This is a genomic window from Marinobacter sp. F4218 (assembly GCF_019443085.1).
Lineage (GTDB): Bacteria > Pseudomonadota > Gammaproteobacteria > Pseudomonadales > Oleiphilaceae > Marinobacter > Marinobacter albus.
The window spans coordinates 15,435-39,816 of sequence record NZ_JAHZIL010000001.1; the positions used below are offsets into that span (position 1 = coordinate 15,435).

24 protein-coding genes are annotated in these 24,382 nt (G+C 58.9%); 20 read left to right on the plus strand and 4 right to left on the minus strand.

Annotated elements, in window-relative coordinates:
- The first annotated feature begins 70 nt into the window (after positions 1 to 70).
- The 4 genes from K0B93_RS00065 to K0B93_RS00080 are packed head-to-tail and all read left to right on the plus strand — an operon-like array spanning position 71 to position 3,033.
- Positions 71 to 697 carry a methylthioribulose 1-phosphate dehydratase gene (locus tag K0B93_RS00065; RefSeq protein ID WP_219865240.1) on the plus strand — a complete coding sequence of 209 codons (627 nt, stop codon included), beginning with the start codon at positions 71 to 73 and terminating at the stop codon, positions 695 to 697.
- Positions 694 to 1,254 carry a 1,2-dihydroxy-3-keto-5-methylthiopentene dioxygenase gene (locus tag K0B93_RS00070; protein WP_219865241.1) on the plus strand — a complete coding sequence of 187 codons (561 nt, stop codon included), beginning with the start codon at positions 694 to 696 and terminating at the stop codon, positions 1,252 to 1,254. Before K0B93_RS00065 ends, K0B93_RS00070 begins: the two co-directional genes overlap by 4 nt.
- Positions 1,251 to 1,943, plus strand: a complete 693-nt coding sequence (gene mtnC, locus K0B93_RS00075) for an acireductone synthase (protein ID WP_219865242.1) — start codon at positions 1,251 to 1,253, stop codon at positions 1,941 to 1,943. The genes K0B93_RS00070 and mtnC overlap by 4 nt, the downstream gene beginning before the upstream one ends.
- 31 nt (positions 1,944 to 1,974) lie before the next feature.
- A complete protein-coding gene (locus tag K0B93_RS00080; protein WP_219865243.1) occupies positions 1,975 to 3,033 on the plus strand; it encodes a DUF3080 domain-containing protein in 1,059 nt (352 codons plus the stop codon).
- A gap of 13 nt (positions 3,034 to 3,046) precedes the next feature.
- Here K0B93_RS00080 and K0B93_RS00085 read toward each other — a convergent pair whose 3' ends face one another.
- Genes K0B93_RS00085 through arsC form a run of 4 tightly spaced genes read right to left on the minus strand, consistent with a single transcriptional unit; the run spans position 3,047 to position 6,311 of the window.
- Positions 3,047 to 4,864 carry a GspE/PulE family protein gene (locus K0B93_RS00085; protein ID WP_219865244.1) on the minus strand — a complete coding sequence of 606 codons (1,818 nt, stop codon included), beginning with the start codon at positions 4,862 to 4,864 and terminating at the stop codon, positions 3,047 to 3,049.
- Positions 4,865 to 4,898: 34 nt separating this feature from the next.
- Positions 4,899 to 5,258 (minus strand): DUF2069 domain-containing protein, encoded by a 360-nt coding sequence (locus K0B93_RS00090; RefSeq protein WP_219865245.1) that lies wholly within the window; start codon positions 5,256 to 5,258, stop codon positions 4,899 to 4,901.
- A 55-nt stretch (positions 5,259 to 5,313) separates the two neighbouring features.
- On the minus strand, positions 5,314 to 5,919 hold the full coding sequence (gene wrbA, locus K0B93_RS00095) for an NAD(P)H:quinone oxidoreductase (protein WP_219865246.1): 606 nt from the start codon (positions 5,917 to 5,919) through the stop codon (positions 5,314 to 5,316).
- Positions 5,920 to 5,957: 38 nt separating this feature from the next.
- Positions 5,958 to 6,311, minus strand: coding sequence for an arsenate reductase (glutaredoxin) (gene arsC, locus K0B93_RS00100; protein WP_219865247.1), 354 nt, complete (start codon positions 6,309 to 6,311; stop codon positions 5,958 to 5,960).
- A 72-nt stretch (positions 6,312 to 6,383) separates the two neighbouring features.
- On the opposite strand from arsC, the gene K0B93_RS00105 reads away from it, so the two are divergent.
- The 16 genes from K0B93_RS00105 (at position 6,384) to rpoS (ending at position 24,292) form a co-directional block, all read left to right on the plus strand.
- Positions 6,384 to 6,851 (plus strand): TlpA family protein disulfide reductase, encoded by a 468-nt coding sequence (locus K0B93_RS00105; RefSeq protein ID WP_416383185.1) that lies wholly within the window; start codon positions 6,384 to 6,386, stop codon positions 6,849 to 6,851.
- Positions 6,852 to 6,896: 45 nt separating this feature from the next.
- Positions 6,897 to 10,379, plus strand: coding sequence for a DNA polymerase III subunit alpha (gene dnaE / locus K0B93_RS00110; RefSeq protein WP_219865248.1), 3,483 nt, complete (start codon positions 6,897 to 6,899; stop codon positions 10,377 to 10,379).
- 178 nt (positions 10,380 to 10,557) lie between these two features.
- Positions 10,558 to 11,511 (plus strand): acetyl-CoA carboxylase carboxyl transferase subunit alpha, encoded by a 954-nt coding sequence (accA, locus tag K0B93_RS00115; RefSeq protein WP_219865249.1) that lies wholly within the window; start codon positions 10,558 to 10,560, stop codon positions 11,509 to 11,511.
- Complete coding sequence (gene tilS, locus K0B93_RS00120) at positions 11,495 to 12,850, plus strand: tRNA lysidine(34) synthetase TilS (protein ID WP_219865250.1); 1,356 nt, start codon at positions 11,495 to 11,497, stop codon at positions 12,848 to 12,850. The genes accA and tilS overlap by 17 nt, the downstream gene beginning before the upstream one ends.
- A gap of 87 nt (positions 12,851 to 12,937) precedes the next feature.
- Positions 12,938 to 14,566, plus strand: coding sequence for a CTP synthase (locus K0B93_RS00125; protein WP_219865251.1), 1,629 nt, complete (start codon positions 12,938 to 12,940; stop codon positions 14,564 to 14,566).
- A gap of 2 nt (positions 14,567 to 14,568) precedes the next feature.
- Positions 14,569 to 15,414: a 3-deoxy-8-phosphooctulonate synthase gene (gene kdsA, locus K0B93_RS00130; RefSeq protein ID WP_219865252.1), complete on the plus strand. Its 846-nt coding sequence runs from the start codon at positions 14,569 to 14,571 to the stop codon at positions 15,412 to 15,414.
- A gap of 61 nt (positions 15,415 to 15,475) precedes the next feature.
- Positions 15,476 to 16,771 (plus strand): phosphopyruvate hydratase, encoded by a 1,296-nt coding sequence (gene eno, locus K0B93_RS00135; RefSeq protein WP_219865253.1) that lies wholly within the window; start codon positions 15,476 to 15,478, stop codon positions 16,769 to 16,771.
- Positions 16,772 to 16,972: 201 nt separating this feature from the next.
- Positions 16,973 to 17,245 (plus strand): septum formation initiator family protein, encoded by a 273-nt coding sequence (locus K0B93_RS00140; RefSeq protein WP_218637625.1) that lies wholly within the window; start codon positions 16,973 to 16,975, stop codon positions 17,243 to 17,245.
- A 40-nt stretch (positions 17,246 to 17,285) separates the two neighbouring features.
- On the plus strand, positions 17,286 to 17,987 hold the full coding sequence (ispD, locus tag K0B93_RS00145) for a 2-C-methyl-D-erythritol 4-phosphate cytidylyltransferase (RefSeq protein ID WP_219865254.1): 702 nt from the start codon (positions 17,286 to 17,288) through the stop codon (positions 17,985 to 17,987).
- Between the two features lie 25 nt (positions 17,988 to 18,012).
- The gene (gene ispF, locus K0B93_RS00150; protein WP_219865255.1) at positions 18,013 to 18,492 is read left to right on the plus strand and encodes a 2-C-methyl-D-erythritol 2,4-cyclodiphosphate synthase; all 480 of its coding nucleotides are present in this window, start codon (positions 18,013 to 18,015) and stop codon (positions 18,490 to 18,492) included.
- Entirely contained in the window at positions 18,489 to 19,586 is a 1,098-nt protein-coding gene (gene truD / locus K0B93_RS00155) for a tRNA pseudouridine(13) synthase TruD (protein ID WP_219865256.1), read from the plus strand. The genes ispF and truD overlap by 4 nt, the downstream gene beginning before the upstream one ends.
- Before the next feature lie 11 nt (positions 19,587 to 19,597).
- The gene (surE, locus tag K0B93_RS00160) at positions 19,598 to 20,368 is read left to right on the plus strand and encodes a 5'/3'-nucleotidase SurE (protein WP_219865257.1); all 771 of its coding nucleotides are present in this window, start codon (positions 19,598 to 19,600) and stop codon (positions 20,366 to 20,368) included.
- Positions 20,365 to 21,021 carry a protein-L-isoaspartate(D-aspartate) O-methyltransferase gene (locus K0B93_RS00165; protein WP_219865258.1) on the plus strand — a complete coding sequence of 219 codons (657 nt, stop codon included), beginning with the start codon at positions 20,365 to 20,367 and terminating at the stop codon, positions 21,019 to 21,021. Before surE ends, K0B93_RS00165 begins: the two co-directional genes overlap by 4 nt.
- A gap of 68 nt (positions 21,022 to 21,089) precedes the next feature.
- Positions 21,090 to 21,992: a DUF368 domain-containing protein gene (locus K0B93_RS00170; RefSeq protein ID WP_228743120.1), complete on the plus strand. Its 903-nt coding sequence runs from the start codon at positions 21,090 to 21,092 to the stop codon at positions 21,990 to 21,992.
- 212 nt (positions 21,993 to 22,204) lie between these two features.
- On the plus strand, positions 22,205 to 23,089 hold the full coding sequence (locus K0B93_RS00175; protein WP_219865299.1) for a peptidoglycan DD-metalloendopeptidase family protein: 885 nt from the start codon (positions 22,205 to 22,207) through the stop codon (positions 23,087 to 23,089).
- A gap of 204 nt (positions 23,090 to 23,293) precedes the next feature.
- On the plus strand, positions 23,294 to 24,292 hold the full coding sequence (rpoS, locus tag K0B93_RS00180; protein WP_219865259.1) for an RNA polymerase sigma factor RpoS: 999 nt from the start codon (positions 23,294 to 23,296) through the stop codon (positions 24,290 to 24,292).
- Positions 24,293 to 24,382 lie beyond the last annotated feature (90 nt).

Sequence of the window (24,382 nt, forward strand, 5' to 3'; positions counted from 1 at the left end):
CTGCTTCACCATCCCTATAATGTCGGCAAATGAACGCTTCCAAGGCGATTCGATTCCTGGGGGATTAGCCGTGTTTGATGTAACCCGATACGCCGCTGCGGCGGATGCCATTGTTGAAGCAGGGCGCTTCCTGTATCAGCGGGGCTGGTCGCCGGCCACGAGCAGCAACTATTCCGCGCGCATCGATGACCAGCACATCGCCATTACTGTATCCGGTCGGCACAAAGGTAAACTGGGCGCCGGCGACGTCATGGTGGTGGATCTGGACGGCCATCCGGTTCAGAGTGATTGCCGGTCTTCGGCGGAAACCCTCTTGCACACGGTGCTCTATGACGTGTTTCCCGACGTGGGCGCGGTGCTCCACACCCACTCTGTCAAAGCCACGGTGCTGAGCCGGCTGCTGCCTGCCGGTCAGCCTTTGGTGCTGGAAGGCTATGAGCTGCAAAAAGCGTTCAGTGGCGTGCAGACCCACGAATCCGTTTTGTCCGTGCCGGTCTTCGACAACACCCAGGATATTGAGGCGCTTGCCAGGGATACCAAAGCCTGGTTCGCCGACCATCCGGACCAGCCCGGTTATCTGATACGCGGCCACGGCCTCTATACCTGGGGCAAAACCATGGCGGACTGCCTCCGCCATGTGGAAGCCTTTGAATTCCTGTTTGAATGTGAGCTTGAAACCATGAGGGTTCGCCCATGACTACCTTGAGTATTTTTAACCAGAGCCAACCAGAGACAGCGCACACAGTGACTGAACAGCCGTCGGAGATTCGTGACCTGCTGGCAAAGCAGGGCATTCGCTTCGAGCAGTGGCCGACCCGAGATTTGCCGGCGGACGCCTCCCAGGACGACATTCTGGAGGCTTATCAGGACGAGGTTGCCGCGCTGAAGGGCGAGAGCGGTTTTCAGACCGCCGATGTGATCAGTCTGAATCCGGACAATCCGCAAAAGGACGCGTTTCGCCAGAAGTTTCTGGACGAGCATACCCACAGCGAGGACGAAGTCCGTTTCTTCGTCCGCGGGCAGGGGCTCTTTTACCTGCACCTCGGAGATCAGGTTTATGCAGTACTGTGCCAGAAAAATGACCTGATCAGTGTGCCGAACGGTACCCGGCACTGGTTCGACATGGGCCCGGAGCCCCGGTTCACCTGTATCCGTCTGTTCACCAATCCCGAAGGCTGGGTGGCGGACTTTACCGGTGAGGACATTGCAGGGCGCCTGCCGCGGTACGAAGCATTGGCGGGAGTTGCCGGATGATCCGGGTGGTCCTGACCGACATCGAGGGGACGACGAGCTCGATCTCCTTTGTGCACGACGTGCTGTTTCCCTACGCCAGTGAGCATCTCCCGGAATTCATACGGGCGCATCACGGAGACAGTCCGGCGGTGGTCGAACAGCTGGATGCGGTGGCGCAGAAGGCCGGCATTGATCGAGACGATATTGAGGCCCTGATCCAGACCCTGCAGGCCTGGATCAGAGAGGACCGCAAGGAAACCCCGTTGAAAACGCTCCAGGGCATGGTGTGGGAGCAGGGGTATCAGCAAGGCGAGATCAAGGGGCACATCTACGCTGATGCGGCCGACTACCTTCAGCGCTGGCATGATCGGGGTTTGCGTCTGTTCGTATATTCCTCTGGCTCGGTCAAAGCCCAGCAGCTGATTTTCGGGTTTACTGAGGCCGGTGACTTCACTCCGTATTTCTCCGGCTATTTCGATACCCGCATAGGTGGCAAGAAAGAGGCCGATTCCTATCGGGCGATCCTGGGCGAACTGGGTGTGGAGGCCAAGACGGTTTTGTTCCTGTCTGATGTCGAGGCGGAGCTTGAAGCGGCCGAGGCCGCCGGTATGAAAACAGCCTGGCTGGTTCGCGAGGGCGAACTGCCGGAAGCCGGTCGGTTCGTGGCCCGTGATTTCTCGGAGGTAGATACCCTTCTGCGCAAGCGGTAACTTTTCCCTTGGCAAGACTCAGGAGGCGTTCATGCCCGGTGCCAGATGGATCAGGATTTTTGTTCCCGGCCTGTTCCTGGTCCTCCTGAGTGGATGCAACCCCTTCTCTGAGGCCCGCCCGATGATGGATGAGTACGTCGAGCGGGTCGCCCGGGTTCTGGAAACGGAGCCCGTATTCTCTGCCATTGAGACTCCCTCGCAAATGCCCAGACGCCGCCACCGGGTTCTTCCCATGCCGGAACTGGATATGGGCATGCTGGATTTCCTGTCGTTGTATGGCTGCGAATTGCAGTTCGTGGTCGGCGAAAAGAATTCAGTCATGGGCAAGGTCATGCAGCCTTTGAACCGGCTGCGCTATGAACTGCGGTTTATCGAGGCGGCGCAAGACTGCTTGCCCGAAACCGACGATGAAGAACTGGTGGAAGCGCTGGAAAAGGCCATAGAAAGCAAACGCGAATCCCTGCCTATTGCAATCTGGAATGCCACCTGGGGGGTTGAGGAAGTCGAGACCCTGTTTACCCTCGCCAAAGGCTATTATCCCGTCTCCCCTGAGAACAATCCGGTGTCGGATCTGGCGCTTGATGCCAACGAACTGAAAAATGCGGTGGCGGCCCTGCGGTCGGGAACGCTTGATATGTCGCTCGAATTCGCCGGGTCTGTGCAGCAGCGGTGGCAGGCAGAGTACCGGGCCGGTCAGCTGATCAACAGCGCAGCCTTGCTGAAGACCCGACTTGATGATGCCACGGCTTTGATTCGGGGTCGGGTCAAGGGGCGTCCCCTGTGCCTGAACGGCCAACCGAATAATCAGTCCGAGATCGTTGAGGGCATGTTCTTCAGCGTCTACATCGAGAAAATTCAGCCGTATATGAGCGATGTGCGTCGTGCCAGGGTTGCCCTGATCGAGCCACTTGCCGCGTTGGCCCAAGAACAGCGGAGTGTCATGCCGTCAGCCTTTGAGACCTGGTATCAAAGGCATCTGTCCCAGGCTGCAGAGAGCAGCCTCTGGCGGGAACTTGATGGGGCCATGTCACGCCATACCCGGGCCTGGCAGAACCTTCTCGATCAGTGCGGGTTGCGGCCGGGTGCCTGAGGTCAGCTGATCATCACCGCTGGCTTTCCGGGGTGACCCGAAGAATCTCTTCAACGGTGGTCAGTCCTGCCGCAATTTTCTGGGCGCCGCTTAGCCTCAAGGATTTCATGCCCTCCTTGTAGGCATCAAGTCGCAACTGTTCGAGTTCGCAGCGGTCGGTGATTTGTCGGGTCAGGCCATCCGACAGGCTCATGATCTCGTAGACGCCGGCCCGACCAAGATACCCGGTGTTACGGCACTCCAGGCAGCCGACGGGCTGGTAGAACTGCTTGGGCATCGGAGCTTTCCAGGGCCGGGTCAGGGTCTGCCAGGCCTGCTCGTCGGCAGGGCCGGGCGTCTTGCAGTGCGGGCACAGGTTTCGGGTAAGGCGTTGGGCCATGACACCGAGAACGGTTGCGCGGATCAGGTAGGGAGGAATGCCAAGTTCCATCAGGCGGGTGATGGCGCTGGGCGCATCGTTGGTGTGCAAGGTGGAAAGAACAAGGTGGCCAGTGAGTGCCGCCTGTACGGCCATCTCAGCGGTTTCCAGGTCGCGGATCTCCCCGATCATGATGATGTCTGGATCCTGACGCAACAGCGCCCGAACCCCTGCGGCAAAGGTAAGTTCAATGTTGTTCTGAACCTGCATCTGATTGAACGCCGGTTCCACCATCTCGATCGGGTCTTCAATGGTGCAGACATTCAGCTCCGGTGAGGCGACCTGCTTGAGTGTGGAGTAGAGCGTCGTGGTCTTGCCGGAGCCGGTGGGGCCGGTCACCAGGACAATGCCATGGGGATGGGAGGTAATCCTCTGCCAGCGCTCCCGGTCTTCCTTGCCGAACCCCAACTGCTCGTATGACTTCAGCAGCACGTCCGGGTCGAAGATCCGCATCACCATTTTCTCGCCAAAGGCGGTCGGCATGGTGGCAAGCCGCAGCTCCACTTCCCGGTTGTCGGGCTTTCGGGTCTTGATCCGGCCGTCCTGTGGGCGCCGTTTCTCGGCAACATTCAGGCGGCCCAGAATCTTCAGGCGGCTGGTAACCGCCACGCCAACGTGCTCCGGAAATTCATAGACGTTGTGCAGCACACCGTCGATCCGGAACCGTACCTGGGTAACGGCTCGGCGAGGTTCGATATGGATATCGGAAGCCCGTTGGTCAAAGGCATATTGGAGCAGCCAGTCGACGATTTTCACCACATGCTGATCGTTGGCATCGGGGTTTTCGCTGGTGCCAAGGTCCAGTAACTGTTCGAAATTCTGGTTGCCGCCGGTGCCGGAGGACTGGCTGCCCCCGGCCTTACTCACCGAGTTGGCCAGTTGATAGAATTCAACGGTGTAGCGCCGGATATCCTCGGGGTTGGCAACGACCCGTCGGATGTCTTTGCGCAGGGCCTGACGCAGATTGCCTTGCCAGTCACTTTTGAACGGTTCCGGGCTGGCCACCAACACCTCGTCCGGATGGATTTCCACCGCAAGAATCCCGTGGCGTTGGGCAAACGCGTAAGACATCACTTTGGCGATGGCGGGGGCGTCAATCCTGAGCGGATCGATGTGATAGTAGGGTTGTCCGGCCCAGTCGGCGAGCCATTGGGTGAGGCGGTCGAGGTCCAGCGCCCGGTCGGTTCTCCGGCTGGTCAGGGCTGCGATGGCAACCAGTTCCAGCGGATGGCGTTTTGCCGCCTGGCCTGTGCCCGTGGCCGCGCCAAGATTGGCTGTCAGAACCCGTTCGGCGTCGTCCTGGCTGATTTCCCCGCTGGTAACCAGCGCCGTGCACACGTCCCTCAGGGTCAGTGTGCTGTGCGCGGGTACCGTTGGTGTTCGTGCGCTTTCAGGCGTACTGGTGTCAGACATGGGGTCTCGTTGTCGGGCTCATTGTCAGGGTGGATCAGCTTGCGACCGGCCGGTTCACTTTCAGGTGTACCATGGCCGTCGTAAACAGCAGAAAAGTAAGCACGGTCAGCAGCATCGGCCCGGCCGCCCCCTCGCTCAACCAGGCGGAAACCACCGCCTGGGTGAAGTAGAAAATGACCACGAACGCCAACCAGATGTAACCCCGGTTGTGGCCACGGAACACCGGTACCGCGAAAGCCAGTAATGGCAACAGTTTAACCGTCAGCATGAGCGGAACTGAGACACCCTCCACAGGGGCGGGATAAAAGGTGGTGACCAGCAGCGTTGCCAGCACTCCCAAGTACAGCAGGATAGTCAGCCGGGCTGTGTTCCGGGCTTTCGGATTGTGAAGCATAGCGTGATTCCAGAAAGAGTATACAAGTGCATTACGTCAGGCGGGGCCTGGTGTATCAGGCTGCCAGCTTGAGTGCAAAACTCGCCAGGCGCTCGCCCAGCGCCTGGCATAACGCCTTTTCATGGGGGCTTACGGGTAATTGCTCCCCGGTGCCCGCCCAGTGGCTGGGACCGTATGGTGTGCCCCCCGTCTCTGTTTCGCCCAGCGCCTTTTCGGTATAGGGCAGGCCGCACAGCACCATACCGTGGTGCAACAGCGGAATCATCATGGTCAGCAGGGTGCTTTCCTGGCCGCCGTGAAGGCTTCCCGTCGAGGTGAAGGCACCGGCGGGTTTGCCGGACAGCGCACCGCTGAGCCAGAGATCACCGGTGGTGTCCAGGAAATGCTTCAGAGGTGCTGCCATGTTGCCGAAACGGGTCGGGCTGCCGAGGGCCAGTCCGGCACAGTTGGCGAGGTCCGATTTACTGGCGTATGGTGCGCCACTGTCCGGAACCGGTGGAAGCGACGCCTCCGTCTCCGGTGAAACCGGTGGGACGGTGCGTACGCGGGCGTCGACCCCAGAGACCCGGGCCACACCCCGACCGATCTGGTTTGCCAGTTCGGCAGTCTGGCCGTTTCGGCTGTAATACAGGATCAGGATATAGGGTGCCTGTTCGGCCATTGCGTGTTCCTTCGATCAACGGTGGGTTCTGGAGCGTGTTACAGGATTGACAGCACGTTTTCCGGCGGTCGACCTACCGCAACCTTGCCATTCGCGATTACAATGGGCCGCTCAATCAGTTTTGGGTGGGCCACCATGGCCGCAATCAGCTGGTCACGGCTGAGATCGGGGTTGTCCAGTCCGAGTTCCTTGTATTCCTTTTCCTTGGTGCGCATCAGTGCCCGGGGCTCGGCATCAAGCGCTGCCAGAATGTCGGCCAGCTCGTGCTCTGTCGGCGGCGTCTCCAAGTAGCGTATAATTTCCGGTTCAATTCCCCGATCTGTAAGCAGTTCAAGGGCTTGTCGGGATTTTGAACACCGAGGGTTGTGGAAAATCCGGGTTGGTTCTGTCATCTTCGAGCCTGATTGTCTGTCTGGATGGATACCGCAGTTTGAGTGGTCCGTAGTCTAACAGGAGGTTTTCTCGTGCAGTACCCTGCAAACCGGAGGTTTCTCCACTGGATGGCCCGCTTCGGGTTATTCGTTCTGATTCTGGTGTCCGCCGGTTGTGAGAAAATCGAGCTGGAGCGCGCTGGCGGCCCCAAACTGAACTGGGACCAGCTCCGTGGTCAGTGGGTTCTGGTCAATTACTGGGCGGAATGGTGCAAGCCCTGCCTGGAAGAAATTCCTGAACTCAATGAGCTGGACAAGGCACCCGATATTGCCGTGCTGGGTGTGAATTTTGATGGTATCTCGGGCGTAGAGCTGGAAGAGTTGGGCGAACGCATGGGCATCGAGTTCACCATGCTGGCGGAAGACCCGGGCCATAAATTTGGTTGGCAGACGCCCGTTGCCTTGCCGGCGACGTTTGTTGTCAATCCCGATGGGGATTTGCTCGAGGCCCGTTTTGGGCCCCAGACAGAAGCAGACATCAGAGCCCTGATAGGCGGTTAAGAGCCGGGGCCGAACAGAAATTACCAGCAGGAATTGCCTGACATTATGGCGCAGACTTTTGTACACCTTCGCGTACATTCCGAATATTCAATGGTTGACGGACTGGTGCGGGTCAAACCCCTTATCGGCCGGGTCGCCGAGCTTGGCATGCCCGCCGTCGGACTCACCGAGCAGTCCAACATGTGTTCGCTGGTTCGCTTCTACAAGGCGGCGACCGGTGCCGGAGTGAAGCCAATCATCGGTGCCGATCTGTGGCTGGAGAATCCGGATGAGCCGGACAACCCGTTCCGGCTGACCCTGCTGGCCCGGAATAACGATGGCTACCTGAATCTGACCGAAATCATCTCCCTGGGCTATACCGAGGGGCAGCGATTCGGCAAGCCAATTATCCAGCGCAAATGGCTGGAAGAGCGACCTGACGGCCTGATCATGCTGTCCGGGGCGAAGCTTGGTGATATCGGTAAGGCCCTGCTGGCGGACAAGCCAGAGCTCGCTCGCGAGCGCGCGGCCTACTGGATGAGCCTGTATCCGGATGCCTGTTACCTGGAGCTCCAGCGAACCGGGCGGGCCGGGGACGAAGACTGCCTGCATCTGAGTGTCGGGCTGGCCCAGGAACTGGGGTTGCCGGTGGTGGCCACCAACGACGTGCATTTCCTCGATGCCGAAGACTTTGAAGCGCACGAGGCCAGGGTCTGCATCGGTGAAAGCCGGACCCTTGACGATCCGCGCCGTGATCGTCGGTTCAGCGACCAGCAGTACCTGCGCAGTGCCGAGGAGATGATTGAGCTGTTTTCCGATATTCCGGAGGCGGTGGAAAACACGGTGGAGATTGCCCGCCGGTGTTCCGTGAAGGTTCGGATGGGTGAGTATTTCCTGCCGAACTATCCGATCCCCGATGGCATGACCATGGACGACTATTTCCGCAAGGTGTCCGAGGAAGGGCTCGAGGAGCGGCTGGCCAAGACCCTGAGCAAGGATGACCCGGAGTATGATGCCAAGCGGGCTGCCTATTACAAACGCCTGAACTTTGAGCTGGACATCATCATCCAGATGGGTTTCCCGGGCTACTTCCTGATCGTGATGGACTTCATCAAGTGGGCCAAGAACAACGGCGTGCCGGTGGGGCCGGGGCGGGGGTCCGGTGCCGGCTCCCTGGTCGCCTACGCCCAGCTGATTACCGATCTCGATCCGCTAGAATACGATCTGCTGTTCGAGCGTTTCCTGAATCCGGAGCGGGTCTCCATGCCCGACTTCGACGTCGATTTCTGCATGGAAGGCCGTGACCGGGTCATCGAGTACACCGCACAGAAATACGGCCGGGAGGCGGTCTCCCAGATCATCACCTTCGGTACCATGGCGGCCAAGGCGGTGGTGCGGGATGTGGCCCGGGTTCAGGGCAAGTCATACGGTCTGGCGGACAAGCTCTCGAAGCTGATCCCGTTCGAAGTGGGTATGACGCTTGAAAAGGCGATTGAGCAGGAACCCCAGCTCAAGGACTTCCTCGAGCAGGACGAGGAAGCCCAGGAAATCTGGGAGATGGCGCTCAAACTCGAGGGTGTGTGCCGGAATGCCGGTAAGCACGCCGGGGGCGTGGTGATCGCGCCCACCAAGATCACCGACTTTTCACCGCTTTATTGCGATGACGAGGGCGGCAGCCTCGTGACCCAGTTCGATAAGGGTGACGTGGAAGACGCGGGTCTGGTCAAATTCGACTTTCTGGGGCTGCGGACGCTCACCATCATCAAGTGGGCCCTGAACATGATCAACCCGCGCCGGCAACAGCGTGGTGAGTCGGAGCTGGATATCAACGAGATTCCGCTCGATGATGTGCCCTCGTTCGACATGCTCAAGAAGGCCGAAACCACTGCGGTGTTCCAGCTCGAATCCAGGGGCATGAAGGATCTGATCCGACGGCTTCAGCCCGATTCCCTGGAAGACATGATCGCCCTGGTGGCCTTGTTCCGCCCGGGTCCACTGCAATCCGGTATGGTTGATGACTTCATTGACCGTAAGCATGGCCGTCAGCCCATGTCTTTCCCGCACCCCGACTATCAGTATGAAGGCCTGAGACCGGTTCTGGAGCCCACGTACGGGGTCATCCTGTACCAGGAGCAGGTTATGCAGATCGCCCAGGTCATGGCCGGGTACACTCTCGGTAACGCCGACATGCTACGCCGGGCCATGGGTAAGAAAAAGCCCGAGGAGATGGCCAAGCAGAAGCAGTTCTTCCTGGACGGCTGTGAGCAGAACGGCATTGACAAGACCCTGGCAGAAAACATCTTCGACCTGGTGGAGAAGTTTGCCGGTTACGGCTTCAACAAGTCCCACTCTGCCGCCTACGCACTGGTGTCCTACCAGACCCTGTGGCTGAAAGCCCATTACCCGGCCGAATTCATGGCTGCGGTACTCACTGCCGATATGCAGAACACCGACAAGGTGGTCACGCTGGTGGAAGAGTGCCGGAACATGAAACTGGACCTGTTGGTGCCCGACGTCAGCCGTTCGGAATACACCTTCACGGTCAACGAAGAAGGTCAGATTGTGTACGGCCTCGGGGCAATCAAGGGGCTGGGTGAGGGCCCGATCCAGAGCATCGTCGAAGGGCGCGGCGACGGGGAACCGTACGAGGATATTTTCGATTTCTGCCGTCGGGTCGACCTGAGAAAGGTCAACAAGCGCGCCATGGAAGCGCTGATCCGGTCCGGTGCGATGGACAAGTTCGGTGCCGGTCGGGCCCAACTGATGGCGAGTATCGACAAGGCCGTCCAACAGGCTGATCAACAATCCCGGAACGAATCTGTGGGCATGATGGATATGTTCGGGGAAATGCTTGAAGGCGGTGAGGGCGGTGATCCCTACGCCGATGTCGCAGATGTCCGAGAGTGGCCGGAGAAGCAGCGTTTGAAAGGGGAGAAGGATACTCTCGGTCTGTACCTGACGGGCCATCCTTTTGATGAGTACGAGAAGGAAGTACGCCGTTTCGTGCGCTCGTCCATTGCCGATCTGAAGCCGAGCAAGGCACCGCAGCGGGTGGCCGGTCTGGTGGTCGCCCAGCGAACCATGAAAACACGGACCGGTTCTACCATGTGCTTCATAACCCTTGATGATCGCAGCGCCCGTATCGAGGCCACGCTGTTCTCGGAAGCCTTTTTCGAGAACCGGGAACTGTTGCAGTCGGATCAGGTGATTGTGGTCGAGGGGCAGGTCAGCCATGACGACTATTCCGGCCAGATGAAAATGCGGGTGAGTTCCGTGATGGACGTTGGAACCGCGCGCCAGCAGTTCAGTCGGGGGCTGAAACTGGCTCTGCGATCGGACCAGCTGCAGAACGGACTGCTCGAAAAGCTGGACAACACCCTCCGTCCCTTCCGGTGCGAGGGGAGTCCGGTCTGGATCGAGTACTCCAGCGCTGAGGCCCAAACTCGCATTGAACTGGGCGAATCCTGGCGGGTACAGCCTGACGACAACCTTCTGCTGGAGCTTCGGTACCTCGTGGGCGACCAGTCCGTAGAACTGGTCTATGATTAGATCAGTCCGGCAAGGTTCTGGGCGCAAATACGGCTGACATATTGAAAAATTAAGCTTTTGTCAGAAAGTGGACTCATACCAAGGTCCGCTTTAGCCGTGTTGCTGGCGCTGCTATCTTTGTCCCAAATTCTGGTTTGGCGGAGTGTTTCTCCACCTGGCAATCAAATGATGGAACATCATGAACCCTAATTATCTGGATTTCGAGCAACCCATTGCTGACCTGGAAGCCAAGATTGAAGAGCTTCGCATGGTCGGTAACGACACCGATATCAATATCACCGACGAGATTTCCCGGCTCAAGAAGAAGAGCGTCAGCCTGACTGAAAGCATCTTCTCGAATCTCAAACCCTGGGACGTTGCCCGTCTGGCCCGTCATCCTCGCAGACCCTACACTCTCGATTACATTGAATCGATTTTTGAGGATTTCGACGAACTGCACGGCGACCGCCGGTACGCGGACGACCAGGCCATTGTGGGCGGGACTGCGCGTCTGAATAACAAGCCGGTGATGATCATCGGTCATCAGAAAGGCCGCGAAGTAAGGGACAAGGTCAAGCGCAACTTCGGCATGCCCCGCCCGGAAGGCTATCGCAAAGCCTTGCGTCTGATGGAAATGGCGGAACGTTTCAAAATGCCGATCCTCACGTTTATCGACACTCCGGGTGCCTATCCGGGGATCGGTGCCGAGGAGCGTGGCCAGAGTGAAGCCATCGCGTTCAACCTCGCCGTGATGTCCAGACTGAAAACCCCGATCATTTCCACGGTGATCGGCGAGGGCGGTTCCGGTGGTGCCCTGGCGATTGGCGTTTGCGACCAGTTGAACATGCTTCAATACTCCACCTACGCGGTTATCTCCCCGGAAGGCTGCGCCTCCATCCTCTGGAAGAGCGCTGAGTTTGCGGCCCAGGCCGCAGAGGCCATGGGGGTCACGGCGGACCGCCTCAAGGACCTCGGGCTCGCGGACAATGTCATCCAGGAGCCTCTGGGCGGCGCCCACCGCAATCCGGAGGAGATGTCGGAATCCCTGAAAGAGATCCTGGCCAATGGTGTGGCGGAACTCAGCCGCTTGCCGACGGATGAGCTGGTAGCCCGTCGCTATGAGCGACTGACCCGCTATGACAACGGGCGCTGAGCCCGATCACGGCTTTGCCTGGCCGGATGTGCTGTGCGCGCCGGTCAGGTCGCTCCCCGAGCATTCCCGCTTATGGGTCGCCCTGAGTGGCGGCCTGGACTCCGTCCTGCTCCTGCATTTGGCGGCTTTCTGTCATCGCTCCCGCGTTGATGTCCACGCTATCCATGTAAACCACCAGCTTCAGCCCAACGCCAACGAAACCGAGGCCTTTTGTCGTACCCAGTGCGCTGCCCTGGGTATCCCTCTGGTCGTCCGTCGGGTTTCGGTCAACATCGGACAGGCTGGCGGTAATCTGGGTGGGGTGGAAGAGGCTGCCAGGGAGGCCCGCTACGCGGTGTTTGAGGAAATTCTCGGGCCCGGCGACCTTCTGCTTTTGGCCCATCATGCGGACGATCAGGTGGAAACGGTTCTGTTCCGCCTGATCCGGGGTAGTGGAGTGGCGGGTCTGGCCGGCATGCCCCGCGCTCGTCCGCTGGCGGCGGGGCAGCTTGTGCGGCCACTGCTGGAACTGGAGCGGGCGGAGCTTGAGCACTGGGCGCGGGAAGGCGGGCTTGAGTGGGTAGAGGATCCAAGTAATGCCGATCAGGGATATGACCGCAATTACCTGCGGCATACCATTATCCCGGGTCTGAAAGCGCGCTGGCCCGGTCTCGCGCGGCGTGTTAGGCACAGTGCCGGTGCCTGTGCCGACAGTGAATTTCTGAACGAACGCCTGGCAGAGCGGCAATGGACTGAATGCTCGAAAGGGTCGAGGGCGTTGTCTGTGCCTGCCTTGCAGGCGCTTACGGTAGTGGAGCAGAAAAACCTTGTGCGTTGGTGGGCCCGGAAGCGGGGATTCCGTCCGCCGGTGGTTTCGGACTGGAGCCAGGTCATGCACGACTTGCTTGAGGCCGCCGAGGACCGGGAGCCGGAGCTGCGTGGAGAAGGGTTTCGTCTGCGCCGGTTTCAGGGATGGATTCATCTGGTCCCGGAGCAACCCGAGGTGCCCGTGTCGCCGGTCACGCTGTTGCCGGGTGAGCCGTTGCACTGGGCTTACTGGACGCTCACGCTTGAGTCGGTGGCTAACCCGGAAAGTCCGTCCAGGCCAATAAGGGTATCTACGAGGCAGGGAGGGGAGCGCGTGCGGTTCCGTCCTGAAGGGTCGTCGAAATCACTGAAAAACTGGTTTCAGGAACAGGCGGTGCCGCCCTGGGAAAGAGCCTGTCTCCCGTTGGTTTTTGCGGGCTCCGGAGACGCCGGCGAGCTGATTGCCATTGGCGATTTGTGGTGTTCTGAACAATACTCGGGAGGCGCTCCTGCCGCCGGTTGGCGGCTTGTTGTGAGGCGGGAATTTGATTGAGTCAGATGGGGGTTTCTGGTAGTCTGGCGTCCCATCTTGAGATGACAATCTCCCTCCTTCACCGAACCAGACAAGCATGGAATCTGCATGACGCGTTATATTTTCGTCACCGGCGGTGTCGTGTCCTCCTTGGGGAAAGGTATCGCATCCGCCTCTCTGGCAGCGATCCTCGAGGCACGCGGCCTGAAGGTCACTATTCTCAAGCTGGACCCGTACATCAACGTGGACCCCGGCACCATGAGCCCGTTCCAGCACGGTGAGGTTTTTGTCACCGAAGACGGCGCGGAAACCGATCTCGACCTGGGCCACTACGAGCGGTTCATCCGCACGCCAATGAGCCGTCGGAACAACTTCACCACCGGCCGTGTATACGAAGAAGTCATTCGTAAGGAGCGCCGTGGTGATTACCTGGGCGGCACGGTTCAGGTTATTCCGCACATCACTGACGAAATCAAGCGTCGCGTCGTTGAAGGTGCAGCCGGTGCTGATGTGGCAATGATCGAAATTGGCGGCACGGTGGGTGATATTGAGTCACTGCCATTCCTCGAGGCCTGCCGGCAACTGAAGGTTGAGGTTGGTCCGCAGCGTGCGCTGTTCATGCATCTGACCCTGGTTCCGTACATCGCCACTGCGGGCGAGATCAAGACCAAGCCGACCCAGCATTCTGTGAAGGAAATGCGCTCCATCGGCCTCCAGCCGGACATTCTGCTGTGCCGTTCCGAGCACGAAGTGGACGCTAGCTCCCGCCGCAAGATTGCACTCTTCACCAACGTTGAAGAACGCGCAGTCATTCCGCTCCAGGATGCCAAGTCAATCTATGCCATTCCGCGCACCCTCCACGAGCATGGTCTGGATCAGCTGGTGATTGAGCGCTTCGGTCTGGATGCGCGTCCGGCCGACCTGCGTGAATGGGACGAGGTGGTCGAGTCTCTGATGAATCCCGAGGCCGAAATCACCGTGGCCATGGTTGGCAAGTACATGGAACTGCTGGACGCTTACAAGTCGCTGATCGAGTCCCTGCTTCACGCGGGAATCAAGACCCGCACCAAGGTCAATATCAATTACATCGACTCGGAAGATATTGAACGTGACGGCACCGGCGCCCTGGAGAAAGCTGACGCGATCCTGGTACCCGGCGGCTTCGGAGAGCGCGGTGTTGAAGGCAAGATTCGCACAGTACAGTACGCCCGTGAGAACAAGGTTCCCTACCTGGGTATCTGTCTGGGCATGCAGGTGGCGGTTATCGAGTACGCCCGGAACGTGGCCGGTCTGAAAGATGCCCACAGCACCGAGTTCCGTGAACACACGCCGGAACCGGTGGTTGGCCTGATTACCGAATGGCTCGATGCCAGCGGTGAGAAAGAAGAGCGTACCGAAGAATCCGATCTTGGCGGCACCATGCGTCTGGGCGCCCAGGACTGTGTGTTGACCGAAGGCACCACCATTGCCAACTGCTATGGCCGGAAAACGATCCGCGAACGCCATCGTCACCGCTATGAGGTGAACAACCACTTCCTGCCGAAACTGGAAGAGGCCGGTCTCAAGATCTCCGGTCGCTCCTCGGATGGCAAGCTTGTGGAAGTGGTTGAAGCTGGTGATCACCCGTGGTTCGTCGCTTGCCAGTTCCATCCGGAATTCACCTCGACACCGCGTGACGGGCATCCGTTGTTCAAGGGCTTTGTTGAAGCCGCCCTGGCGCGCAAGAAGGGGGCCTGATCATGGCGCGGAGCACCGTTAGCGTTTCGGGCATCGAGGTGGCCAACGACAAGCCGTTTGTACTGTTCGGTGGCATGAATGTCCTGGAATCCCGAGAGCTGGCGTTCGAGGTTGCCGAGGCCTACGTCGAGGTGTGCCGGAAACTGGGCATTCCCTACGTTTTCAAGGCGTCCTTCGACAAGGCCAACCGCTCATCCGTGCATTCCTTCCGGGGCCCGGGTCTGGAGCAAGGGCTTCAGATCCTGGCCGATATCAAAAGCAAGTTCGGTGTGCCCATCATTTCTGACGTGCACGAACCCGAGCAGGCCGCGCCAGCCGCGGAAGTCTGTGATGTCATCCAGCTCCCGGCCTTTCTGAGCCGCCAGACCGACCTGGTAGTCGCCATGGCCGAAACCGGCGCGGTGATCAACATCAAGAAGGCCCAGTTCCTGGCACCCCAGGAAATGAAACACATCATCAGTAAGTGCGAGGAAGCCGGTAACGACAAGGTGATCCTTTGTGAGCGTGGCACCAGCTTCGGGTACAACAACCTGGTAGTGGATATGCTCGGCTTCGGGATCATGAAAGCAATGGACGTGCCGGTGATGTTCGACGTGACCCACTCCCTGCAGATGCCTGGCGGTCGCGCCGATTCTGCCGGCGGACGTCGTGCCCAGGTTACCGATCTGGCGCTTGCGGGCATGTCCCAGGGGCTCGCTGGCCTGTTTCTGGAGGCTCATCCGGACCCGGATAAGGCCAGGTGCGATGGCCCGTGTGCCCTGCGCCTGAGCCAGCTGGAACCCTTCCTGGCGCGCGTGAAAGCCGTCGATGATCTTGTAAAAAGCTTTAAACCTATCGACACCGCCTGATTGGCGGTGTTCTTCGTTTCGTTACCCTTTGACTACTTGAATACTTTGGAGATCCATCACAATGACCAAGATTGCCAACATCAAGGCTCGCGAGGTTCTCGACTCCCGCGGTAACCCGACTGTTGAAGCCGATGTCCTCCTTGAAGACGGCACCCTGGGCCGGGCCTGCGCGCCTTCCGGCGCGTCTACCGGTTCCCGCGAGGCTCTGGAGCTGCGTGATCAGGATGCGTCCCGCTATCTGGGCAAGGGGGTGCGCAAGGCCGTCGAGGCTGTGAACGGGAAGATCCGTGAGGCACTGTTGGGCAAGGATGCGGCCGATCAGCGCGCTCTGGACAGCCTGATGCTGCAACTGGACGGCACCGACAACAAGGCCAATCTGGGCGCCAATGCCATTCTGGCGGTGTCCCTGGCGGCCGCCAAGGCTGCCGCCGAGTCCCTGGGCAAGCCATTGTATGCCCACATTGCAGACCTGAACGGCACCTCTGGCCAGTTCAGCATGCCGGTGCCGATGATGAATATCCTCAATGGTGGTGAGCACGCCGACAACAACGTTGATATCCAGGAGTTCATGGTTCAGCCGGTCGCCGCCAAGAGCTTCGCCGAAGCCCTGCGTATTGGCGCGGAGATCTTCCACAGCCTGAAGAAAGTACTGAAGGCCCAGGGCCTGAACACGGCCGTTGGTGACGAGGGCGGCTTTGCGCCGAACCTGCCGTCCAACGAAGCGGCGCTGGCCGTTATCAAGGAAGCGGTTGAAAAGGCCGGCTACACCCTTGGGACTGACGTCACCCTGGCGCTGGATTGTGCCTCCTCGGAATTCTACAAGGACGGCCAGTATCAGCTGTCTGGTGAGGGCAAGAGCTTTGATTCCGAAGGTTTTGCCGACTATCTGGCAGGCCTGTGCGAGCGTTACCCCATTGTCTCCATCGAAGATGGCATGGACGAGAGTGACTGGGACGGCTGGAAAGTGCTGACCGAGAAGCTGGGGAGCAAGGTCCAACTGGTGGGTGATGATCTGTTCGTGACCAACACCCGGATCCTGAAGCAGGGTATCGATAAGGGTGTTGGCAACTCCATCCTGATCAAGTTCAACCAGATCGGAAGCCTGAGTGAGACCCTCGACGCCATCAAGATGGCCCAGGACGCCGGCTATACTGCCGTCATCTCCCATCGCTCCGGCGAAACCGAGGACACCACCATTGCCGATCTGGCGGTGGCAACCTGCGCCGGCCAGATCAAAACCGGTTCCCTCTGTCGTTCGGATCGCGTTGCCAAGTACAACCAACTGCTGCGCATTGAAGAAGCCCTGGATGGCAAGGCACCCTACCGAGGTTTGAGCGAAATCAAAGGTCAGGGCTGACTCCAATCCTTCCATTTTGATCCACGATCCTTATGATTGTGGTCCCAGAAGTGTTAAGGCCATCGTATTCTGAGCATTAGTTCAGTTACGATGGCCTTTTTACACAAGCGCTTAGAAGAATTTGTTGCTAATCTACTCTAAGGTCTATACTCGACGAACGGTGTCGAAATTTTGATCGGATAATTCTGGACGGAACCGGCAATGAAGTTGCTCTGGACCACAATGGTTGTTCTGATACTCCTGCTGCAGGTTCGCCTGTGGGTCGGGGAGGGCAGCTTTGCGCAGGTCTGGGCGCTTGAGCAGTCGATCGCGGAACAGCGGGCGGAAAATGCTGAGCTGGCCACCCGCAACGAGCGCCTTTATGCCGAGGTCCGGAATCTTCGCGGAGAGCGCGGCGCCGTGGAAGAGCGAGCCAGAATGAACCTGGGGTTGATTCGCGAGGATGAAACGTTTTTTCTCGTTGTAGAGAATTAAGGTTCAGGTTTCGAGTCTCCGAACGTTCCACGGATAACCCATGACTACTCCCAAACTCTGGCTTGTGGTACCTGCGGCAGGAGTCGGCCAGCGAATGCAGGCCGAATGTCCGAAGCAGTACCTCCGCATTAACTCCCGCTTCATTCTTGATATCACCCTGTCACGGCTGCTGGACTCGGTCCCGTTTTCCGGCTGTATGGTTGCCTTGAATTCTGCCGATCATTGGTGGCCCGATACCGGGGCCAGCGCGGACCACCGCATTCAGACCTGTACGGGGGGCACGGAGCGCTCCGATTCCGTGCGGGCTGCGCTGCTGGCGCTGGCGGAGCAGGTCGCTGAAGATGATTGGGTCCTGGTACACGATGCGGCTCGCCCCTGCGTTCATCCGGGGGATCTTCACAAATTGGTTGAAACCCTGTCGGACCACCCGGTTGGCGGACTCCTGGCGGCGCCGGTGGCAGACACCCTGAAAAAGGTGGGCAAGGGGACTAACCCCGAAGTGCTGGAAACGGTGGATCGGGGTCACCTCTGGCGAGCGCTGACGCCACAGATGTTCCGCTATCGGATGCTTGTGAATGCACTGGAGCGGGCTCACGAATCCGGACACAGGGTAACTGACGAGTCCTCTGCCATGGAGTTTTCCGGTAATATGCCGTTACTGGTAGAAGGTCGTCCGGACAACATCAAGGTAACTGTTCCGGCCGACCTCGACCTTGCAGGCTTTATTCTCAGCCGGTTCTGAACTTTCTGTCTTCCCGGAGTGTGTTATGCGTATCGGTCAGGGCTTTGATGTCCACGCCTTTGGTCAGGGCGATGCGGTTGTTCTCGGGGGCGTGTCCATCCCCCATCATCAGGGACTGAACGCCCATTCTGACGGTGATGTCCTGCTGCATGCGCTTGCGGATGCGCTCCTGGGCGCGGTTGCCCTTGGGGATATTGGGCATCTGTTTCCGGATACCAGTGATGAGTGGGCCGGTGCCGACAGCCGTGACCTATTACGTCGGGTCATGTTGCGGGTGAGGGAAGAAGGCTATGGTGTGGTCAATATCGACAGCACGATCATTGCCCAGGCACCAAAGATGGCGCCGCACATCGAAGCTATGCGCCTCAATATTGCCGAAGACCTGGGGATCCCGGCCAGCCGGGTCAGCGTGAAAGCGACCACCACTGAAAAACTCGGGTTCACCGGTCGCGGCGAAGGTATCGCCTGTCAGGCCGTGTGTCTGCTGGAGCCGGTCTCCTCATGACCGAAATCATGGAGGCCGGTCGGTGGCGCCTGGATTGGCCGACCTCGGCGGGTGCCCGTGTGGCTCGGGCGGGTCTGAAAACATCGCCCGAGGATTTTCAGGTCGATGAAGAGTTTTCTGGCTTTCCCGCGCAATCTGGCCCCGAAGTAATTGCCGGGGAGGGCGAGCACCTCTGTCTGCGACTGCAGAAGATCGGTGACAACACCGAATTTGTCGCGCGCGAGTTGGCTGCGCTTTGCGGATGCCGGACGTTCGATGTCGGCTTCTTCGGCCTCAAGGATCGCCACGCGGTGACCAGTCAGTGGTTCAGTCTCTACCGCCCGGGCATGGCCAATTCCGACGCAGACTTCGTCGCGCGCGTGGCGGAGCGATGGCCAGTATTGTCTGTTTGGCGCCATAATCGCAAACTCCGTCGTGGTGAACACGAGGGTAACCGGTTTATCCTTACCCTGCGCGACGTTGACGGCGTCCGCGGCGAAATTGACGAGGCTCTTGCGCGCCTGAAGAGCCATGGCGCACCCAATTATTTTGGTCCCCAGCGATTTGGTTTTGGCGGCGCCAATCTGGATCGGGCGGCCGCCATGGACGCCTCTGCGATGAATTCCCGTGGCCGCACTGCAGGCCGGGGCCGCCGAGGAAAAAACCGCGCTGGCAGAGATGCCTCGAAAAACGTATTGTACTTTTCGGCGGCGCGTTCGTGGTTGTTCAATGAAGTTCTTGCCCGCCGGGTGGCCGATGGCACCTGGTTTATGCCGATTGACGGCGAACCCGGCCTGTCCTGCGGCGATTTGGTACCGACCGGGCCGCTCTGGGGCGATGGCGGCACCACCGCTACCGGGCATCAGGAAACCCTGGAACGGGGCGTCGTCGAGCAGTCACCGGATCTGGTCCGGCTGTTCTCGACAACCCGAATGAAGCCTGAGCGTCGATTGCTCAGGACCAGGCCGGCTGAACTCGCGTGGCAGTGGCACGACGAGGGTTGCCTTAAACTGGAATTCTCGTTGTCGCCGGGCCAGTACGCTACCACTATTCTGAGTGATATTTTCGAGCTAGAGGACATGAGCCTCGGCCGCCATAACAAGCAACAAGGCTAGCGGAGAACACAGTGCGTATTCTGTTGTCGAACGATGACGGCGTCCATTCGCCCGGGCTGATAGCTCTTTTCGACGGGCTTCAAGGGGTCGGCGACCTGGAGGTAGTAGCCCCGGATCGGGACCACAGCGGGGCCAGTAACGCCCTGACGCTGAACCGTCCATTAACCGTGGAACAACATCCCAACGGCTTCCGCTCCGTTGACGGGACTCCCACGGATTGCGTTCACCTGGCGGTCAACGGCCTGTTCCAGACGCCTTTCGACCGGGTTGTATCCGGGATCAACACCCACGCCAATCTCGGCGACGACATCATCTATTCCGGAACCGTTGCCGCAGCAACGGAAGGCCGCCACCTTGGGTTGCCTGCCATTGCCGTCTCTCTGGTTAACGATGGCCATTTTCATTACGAAACTGCGGCTCGGGTGGTTCGCCTGCTGCTTGAGACCGAGCGACCACTGGTGCTTGGTCCCCGCTCCATCCTCAACGTCAATGTACCGGATGTGCCCTGGGACCAGCTTAACGGCTTTCGGGTCACCAGGCTCGGACATCGTGAGCGGGCCGAGGGCGCGGTTCCCATGACCTGTCCCCGGGGAAAGGAGCGCTACTGGATCGGCGCTGCCGGTGCGGGTGGAGATGCCGGACCGGGCACCGATTTCCATGCCGTGCGCGACGGCTATGTTTCCATCACACCGGTTCACATTGACATGACCCGTCATGACGCCCTGGTTCCCCTCCGGGATTGGGTCGAAGGTCTCGGTGATGTCGGGGAGGCGCGGGGATGAGTGCGCAACTCCAGGGTATCGGTATGACCTCCCGGCGCACCCGTATGCGACTGGTCCAGCGCCTGCGTGAGGCCGGTATCGAGTCCGATCGGGTGCTGGACATTATTGGCGAGGTTCCGCGCCATATTTTTCTGGACGAGGCGCTTTCTCATCGGGCCTATGAAGATACCTCGCTGCCGATCGGCTACGGTCAGACCCTTTCCCAGCCCTACATTGTTGCCCGCATGTCAGAGCTGATGTTGGCCCATTCGCCGGCTCGCGTGCTTGAGTTGGGTACCGGGTCCGGCTACCAGACCGCTGTTCTCGCCCGCCTTTTTGACGAGATATACAGTGTCGAGCGGATCAAGCCGCTGCAGGACCGGGCCCGGGACCGTCTGCGCCAGCTTAATGCGCGAAACGTCCTTCTGAAGCATGCCGATGGTGGCATGGGCTGGCCTGACCGGGGCCCCTTCGACGGCATTATCGTGACCGCCGCACCAGTGGAAGTGCCGCAGGAACTGTTGGCGCAGCTGTGTGATGGCGGTGTCCTGATTGCGCCGGTTGGCGAGCAGAACCAGACCCTGGTAGAAGTGACAAGGAGGGGCGATCGGTTTGACCACAAGGAGCTTGAGCCGGTGCATTTCGTCCCGCTTCTGGGTGGGGTGGTCCGTTGAACGATGACATACCGGATACCTCTGGCCTGAATCGATCGCATCACCCGGCCGCGGTCTTCATACGGGGCATGGCGATGGGGGCAGCGGACATTGTGCCCGGCGTGTCGGGCGGCACGATTGCCTTTATCACCGGTATCTATTTCCGATTGTTGGAAGCCATCAATGCGGTGCCCGGTGCTGTCGTGGGTGATCTGTTCCGGGGGCGGGTAAAGGTTTTCTGGCAAGCCTGCGACGGCACCTTCCTGGTTTGTCTGCTCGGCGGAGTGTTGACCAGTATCCTGACTCTGGCTTCCGCCATCAGTTATGCGCTCGTCGAGTATCCCATCCTGATCTGGAGCTTCTTTTTTGGGCTGATTATCGCGTCAGTCTGGCATGTCGGGCGTCAGGTCCGGCACTACCGATTCTCCCTGGGCGTTCCACTTGTTATCGGCATTGGCGTGGCCTGGTGGATAACTACCTTATCGGCGGGACGGGTTGACCCTTCTGCGCTGGCTTTCTTCGGTGCGGGCGCACTGGCGATCTGTGCCATGATTCTTCCGGGTATTTCGGGAAGTTTCATTCTGGTCATCATCGGCATGTATTCCCCGGTGCTTGCGGCCATAAAAACCGCCGACCTGGGGATTCTGCTGCTGTTCATGGCGGGATGCTTGCTGGGGCTTCTTTCAATCGCGCGTGTTATTACCTGGGCGTTCCACCACTTTCACGACCTGGTGCTGGCGCTTCTCACCGGCTTTATGGTGGGAGCCCTGAACAAGGTTTGGCCCTGGAAGCAGACGCTCAGCTGGCGCACCAACAGTTCCGGTGAACAGGTGCCGCTTAATGAGCTCAGCATCGGTCCCTTCACGTTTGCGGATCTGACCGGACAGGATCCGAAACTCGGGCTTGCAGTGTTGATTGCACTCGGTGGATTTTTCCTGGTGCTGTTGGTCGAATGGGTTGGAACGCGAAACCATCGTGGCAGGGTTTCCTGAGAATGTGCGGTCAAGCATGAACGAAGTGTTACCTAACGCACAAAAAGGATGTTTCTCCCGGTAACAGATGTGTCTGTGGGGTAACTTGGATTGAAAGGGAAATTGTGCAATATATTAGCAAGTTACTTTTAGAACCTGAGAAAGTTGTGTGACACATCGGACGCGTTATACGGATTTTTTATAACTAGGTCGTTTTTATTCTTGTGAGATTCTTGCGTGGGCTGTTCAGTGCCGCTTCGCCGGCTTTCCCGCGGTTCCCTTCCGGTGCCTGTGCTTCCCCTCGTGCCCTGAAATGCCCAAGCGGCCAATCCCCGATAGCTGCGATTCTGCTCCTGACCGCCTTGCTGAGCGGCTGCAACACCTCTGCGCTGTACCGGGACGACCTCTACAACCCGCCGGTATACTGGGGCCGCCATGTGGTCCAGCCGGGCGAAACCCTGTACAGCATAGCCTGGCGTTACGGCCGTGATTACCGCGAACTGGGCAGTGCCAATGGAATTGACCCACCCTGGAACTTAAGGGCAGGCCAGGTCCTGCGCCTCGACCTTCGCGGAACTGTCACATCCGGCCGTCAGAATCAGGTAGCAACGAGAAAATCTGCGCCTGCATCAAGCAAACCCCGGGGCGCGCCACCCGCGCCCACACCGAAAGCCGCGCCCGAGCCAACGGTGACCCGGTCTCCTGAAAAGGGTGCTCCGCTGGCATCGCAGACTCAGACGGTTGCCCGGGTGAATTGGCGTTGGCCGCACATTGGCACCGTAATTGCTGGTTATTCAACATCCGGAAAAGTCAATAAAGGTATTGATATTGCCGGAAAAGCCGGTGATGCTGTAAAGGCAGCCGCAAGTGGTAATGTCGTATACGCCGGCAATGGGTTGCTTGGTTACGGTAACCTGATTATTGTTAACCATAACGAGCACTATTTGAGTGCTTATGCACATAACCGGAAGATTCTGGTGCGGGAAGGGGAGGATGTGAAAGCCGGTCAGGTGATCGCAGAGCTCGGTAGCAGTGGCGCTGAACGACCCATGTTGCATTTTGAAATCCGAAAAAATGGCAATCCGGTTGATCCCGCCCACTACCTTCCAAGACGCTAGCGCAGAAGCAGACAGGATTCTGTTTCCCGCCACCAACCGGCACTGACAGAAAGACCGCGTTCAAAAAATAAAAAAGAACGGTTGCAGTTGTAACCGGCCAACCAACAGATGTCCTGAAGAAGAAAAGCAGTTGCACGAAGAGCGTCCGCAATAACAAGAAGTACCGGACGAACACCCAGGATTATTGAGAGGCGGGGCAAGAAAATGTCAGCAGAGCAGGAAGATATCATCATTGATCGCGTGGCGGACGTGGATGAGTCCGAGGATCAATTGCTAGCAGAAGAGAAAGTCGACAAAGCTTCGGCGGACGAAGATACCGCAGATGCAGATGAAGAAATTCCCACCCAGGGGCGTTATTTCACCAGCCAGAAACAGCTGGATGCCACTCAGCTGTACCTCAACGAAATCGGATTTTCACCCCTCCTGACCCCTGAGGAAGAAGTCTATTTCGCTCGCCTGGCACGGAAGGGCGAGGATTCAGGCCGCAAGCGGATGATCGAGAGCAACCTTCGTCTCGTGGTCAAGATTGCGCGGCGTTACGTAAACCGGGGGCTGACGCTGCTGGATCTGATCGAGGAAGGTAACCTCGGCCTGATCCGGGCGGTCGAGAAATTTGATCCGGAACGCGGTTTCCGCTTCTCAACCTACGCCACATGGTGGATTCGCCAGACCATTGAACGCGCGATCATGAACCAGACCCGGACCATCCGTCTGCCGATTCACGTGGTCAAGGAGCTCAACCTATACCTGCGTGCCGCGCGGGAGCTGACGCAGAAGCTGGATCACGAACCTTCCGCCGAAGAAATTGCGCGAATGGTCGACAAGCCAGTTGCCGATGTTAAGCGCATGCTGGGTCTCAATGAGCGGGTTGCCTCCATGGACACCCCTATTGGCACCGGGGGCGAGAAGTCTCTACTGGACACTGTGGCGGATGAGGGTGCTACCGACCCTGCGGATCTGCTTCAGGACAACAACATGTGCTCGTGCCTGGAAAAATGGATCGACCAGCTCAGCGAAAAGCAGCAGGAAGTCCTGTCCCGTCGCTTTGGTTTGAGGGGGTATCCGGTCAGTACGCTGGAAGAGGTCGGGCAGGAGATCGGGCTTACCCGTGAACGGGTCCGCCAGATTCAGGTGGAAGCGCTGAGACGCCTGCGTGAAATCCTCGAGAAAGAAGGCCTCTCCGGAAACCTTCTGTTCAAGTAACGCCTTCCAGACCTTGATCATGCCAAAACCGGCCGGGGAAACCCCGCCGGTTTTTCTGTTTCATTATCGCTGCAAATGAGAACCAGGTTC

Excerpts from the sequence above, each read along its gene's own strand:
- eno (WP_219865253.1), top strand. The coding sequence starts at position 15,476 with ATGACCAAGATTGCCAACATCAAGGCTCGCGAGGTTCTCGACTCCCGC.
- K0B93_RS00165 (WP_219865258.1), top strand. The coding sequence starts at position 20,365 with ATGAGTGCGCAACTCCAGGGTATCGGTATGACCTCCCGGCGCACCCGT.
- K0B93_RS00080 (WP_219865243.1), top strand. The coding sequence starts at position 1,975 with ATGCCCGGTGCCAGATGGATCAGGATTTTTGTTCCCGGCCTGTTCCTG.
- K0B93_RS00125 (WP_219865251.1), top strand. The coding sequence starts at position 12,938 with ATGACGCGTTATATTTTCGTCACCGGCGGTGTCGTGTCCTCCTTGGGG.
- ispD (WP_219865254.1), top strand. The coding sequence starts at position 17,286 with ATGACTACTCCCAAACTCTGGCTTGTGGTACCTGCGGCAGGAGTCGGC.
- tilS (WP_219865250.1), top strand. The coding sequence starts at position 11,495 with ATGACAACGGGCGCTGAGCCCGATCACGGCTTTGCCTGGCCGGATGTG.
- accA (WP_219865249.1), top strand. The coding sequence starts at position 10,558 with ATGAACCCTAATTATCTGGATTTCGAGCAACCCATTGCTGACCTGGAA.
- ispF (WP_219865255.1), top strand. The coding sequence starts at position 18,013 with ATGCGTATCGGTCAGGGCTTTGATGTCCACGCCTTTGGTCAGGGCGAT.
- wrbA (WP_219865246.1), bottom strand. The coding sequence starts at position 5,919 with ATGGCCGAACAGGCACCCTATATCCTGATCCTGTATTACAGCCGAAAC.
- K0B93_RS00085 (WP_219865244.1), bottom strand. The coding sequence starts at position 4,864 with ATGTCTGACACCAGTACGCCTGAAAGCGCACGAACACCAACGGTACCC.
- truD (WP_219865256.1), top strand. The coding sequence starts at position 18,489 with ATGACCGAAATCATGGAGGCCGGTCGGTGGCGCCTGGATTGGCCGACC.
- K0B93_RS00140 (WP_218637625.1), top strand. The coding sequence starts at position 16,973 with ATGAAGTTGCTCTGGACCACAATGGTTGTTCTGATACTCCTGCTGCAG.
- arsC (WP_219865247.1), bottom strand. The coding sequence starts at position 6,311 with ATGACAGAACCAACCCGGATTTTCCACAACCCTCGGTGTTCAAAATCC.
- K0B93_RS00090 (WP_219865245.1), bottom strand. The coding sequence starts at position 5,258 with ATGCTTCACAATCCGAAAGCCCGGAACACAGCCCGGCTGACTATCCTG.
- K0B93_RS00170 (WP_228743120.1), top strand. The coding sequence starts at position 21,090 with ATGGCGATGGGGGCAGCGGACATTGTGCCCGGCGTGTCGGGCGGCACG.
- K0B93_RS00070 (WP_219865241.1), top strand. The coding sequence starts at position 694 with ATGACTACCTTGAGTATTTTTAACCAGAGCCAACCAGAGACAGCGCAC.
- rpoS (WP_219865259.1), top strand. The coding sequence starts at position 23,294 with ATGTCAGCAGAGCAGGAAGATATCATCATTGATCGCGTGGCGGACGTG.
- kdsA (WP_219865252.1), top strand. The coding sequence starts at position 14,569 with ATGGCGCGGAGCACCGTTAGCGTTTCGGGCATCGAGGTGGCCAACGAC.
- mtnC (WP_219865242.1), top strand. The coding sequence starts at position 1,251 with ATGATCCGGGTGGTCCTGACCGACATCGAGGGGACGACGAGCTCGATC.
- dnaE (WP_219865248.1), top strand. The coding sequence starts at position 6,897 with ATGGCGCAGACTTTTGTACACCTTCGCGTACATTCCGAATATTCAATG.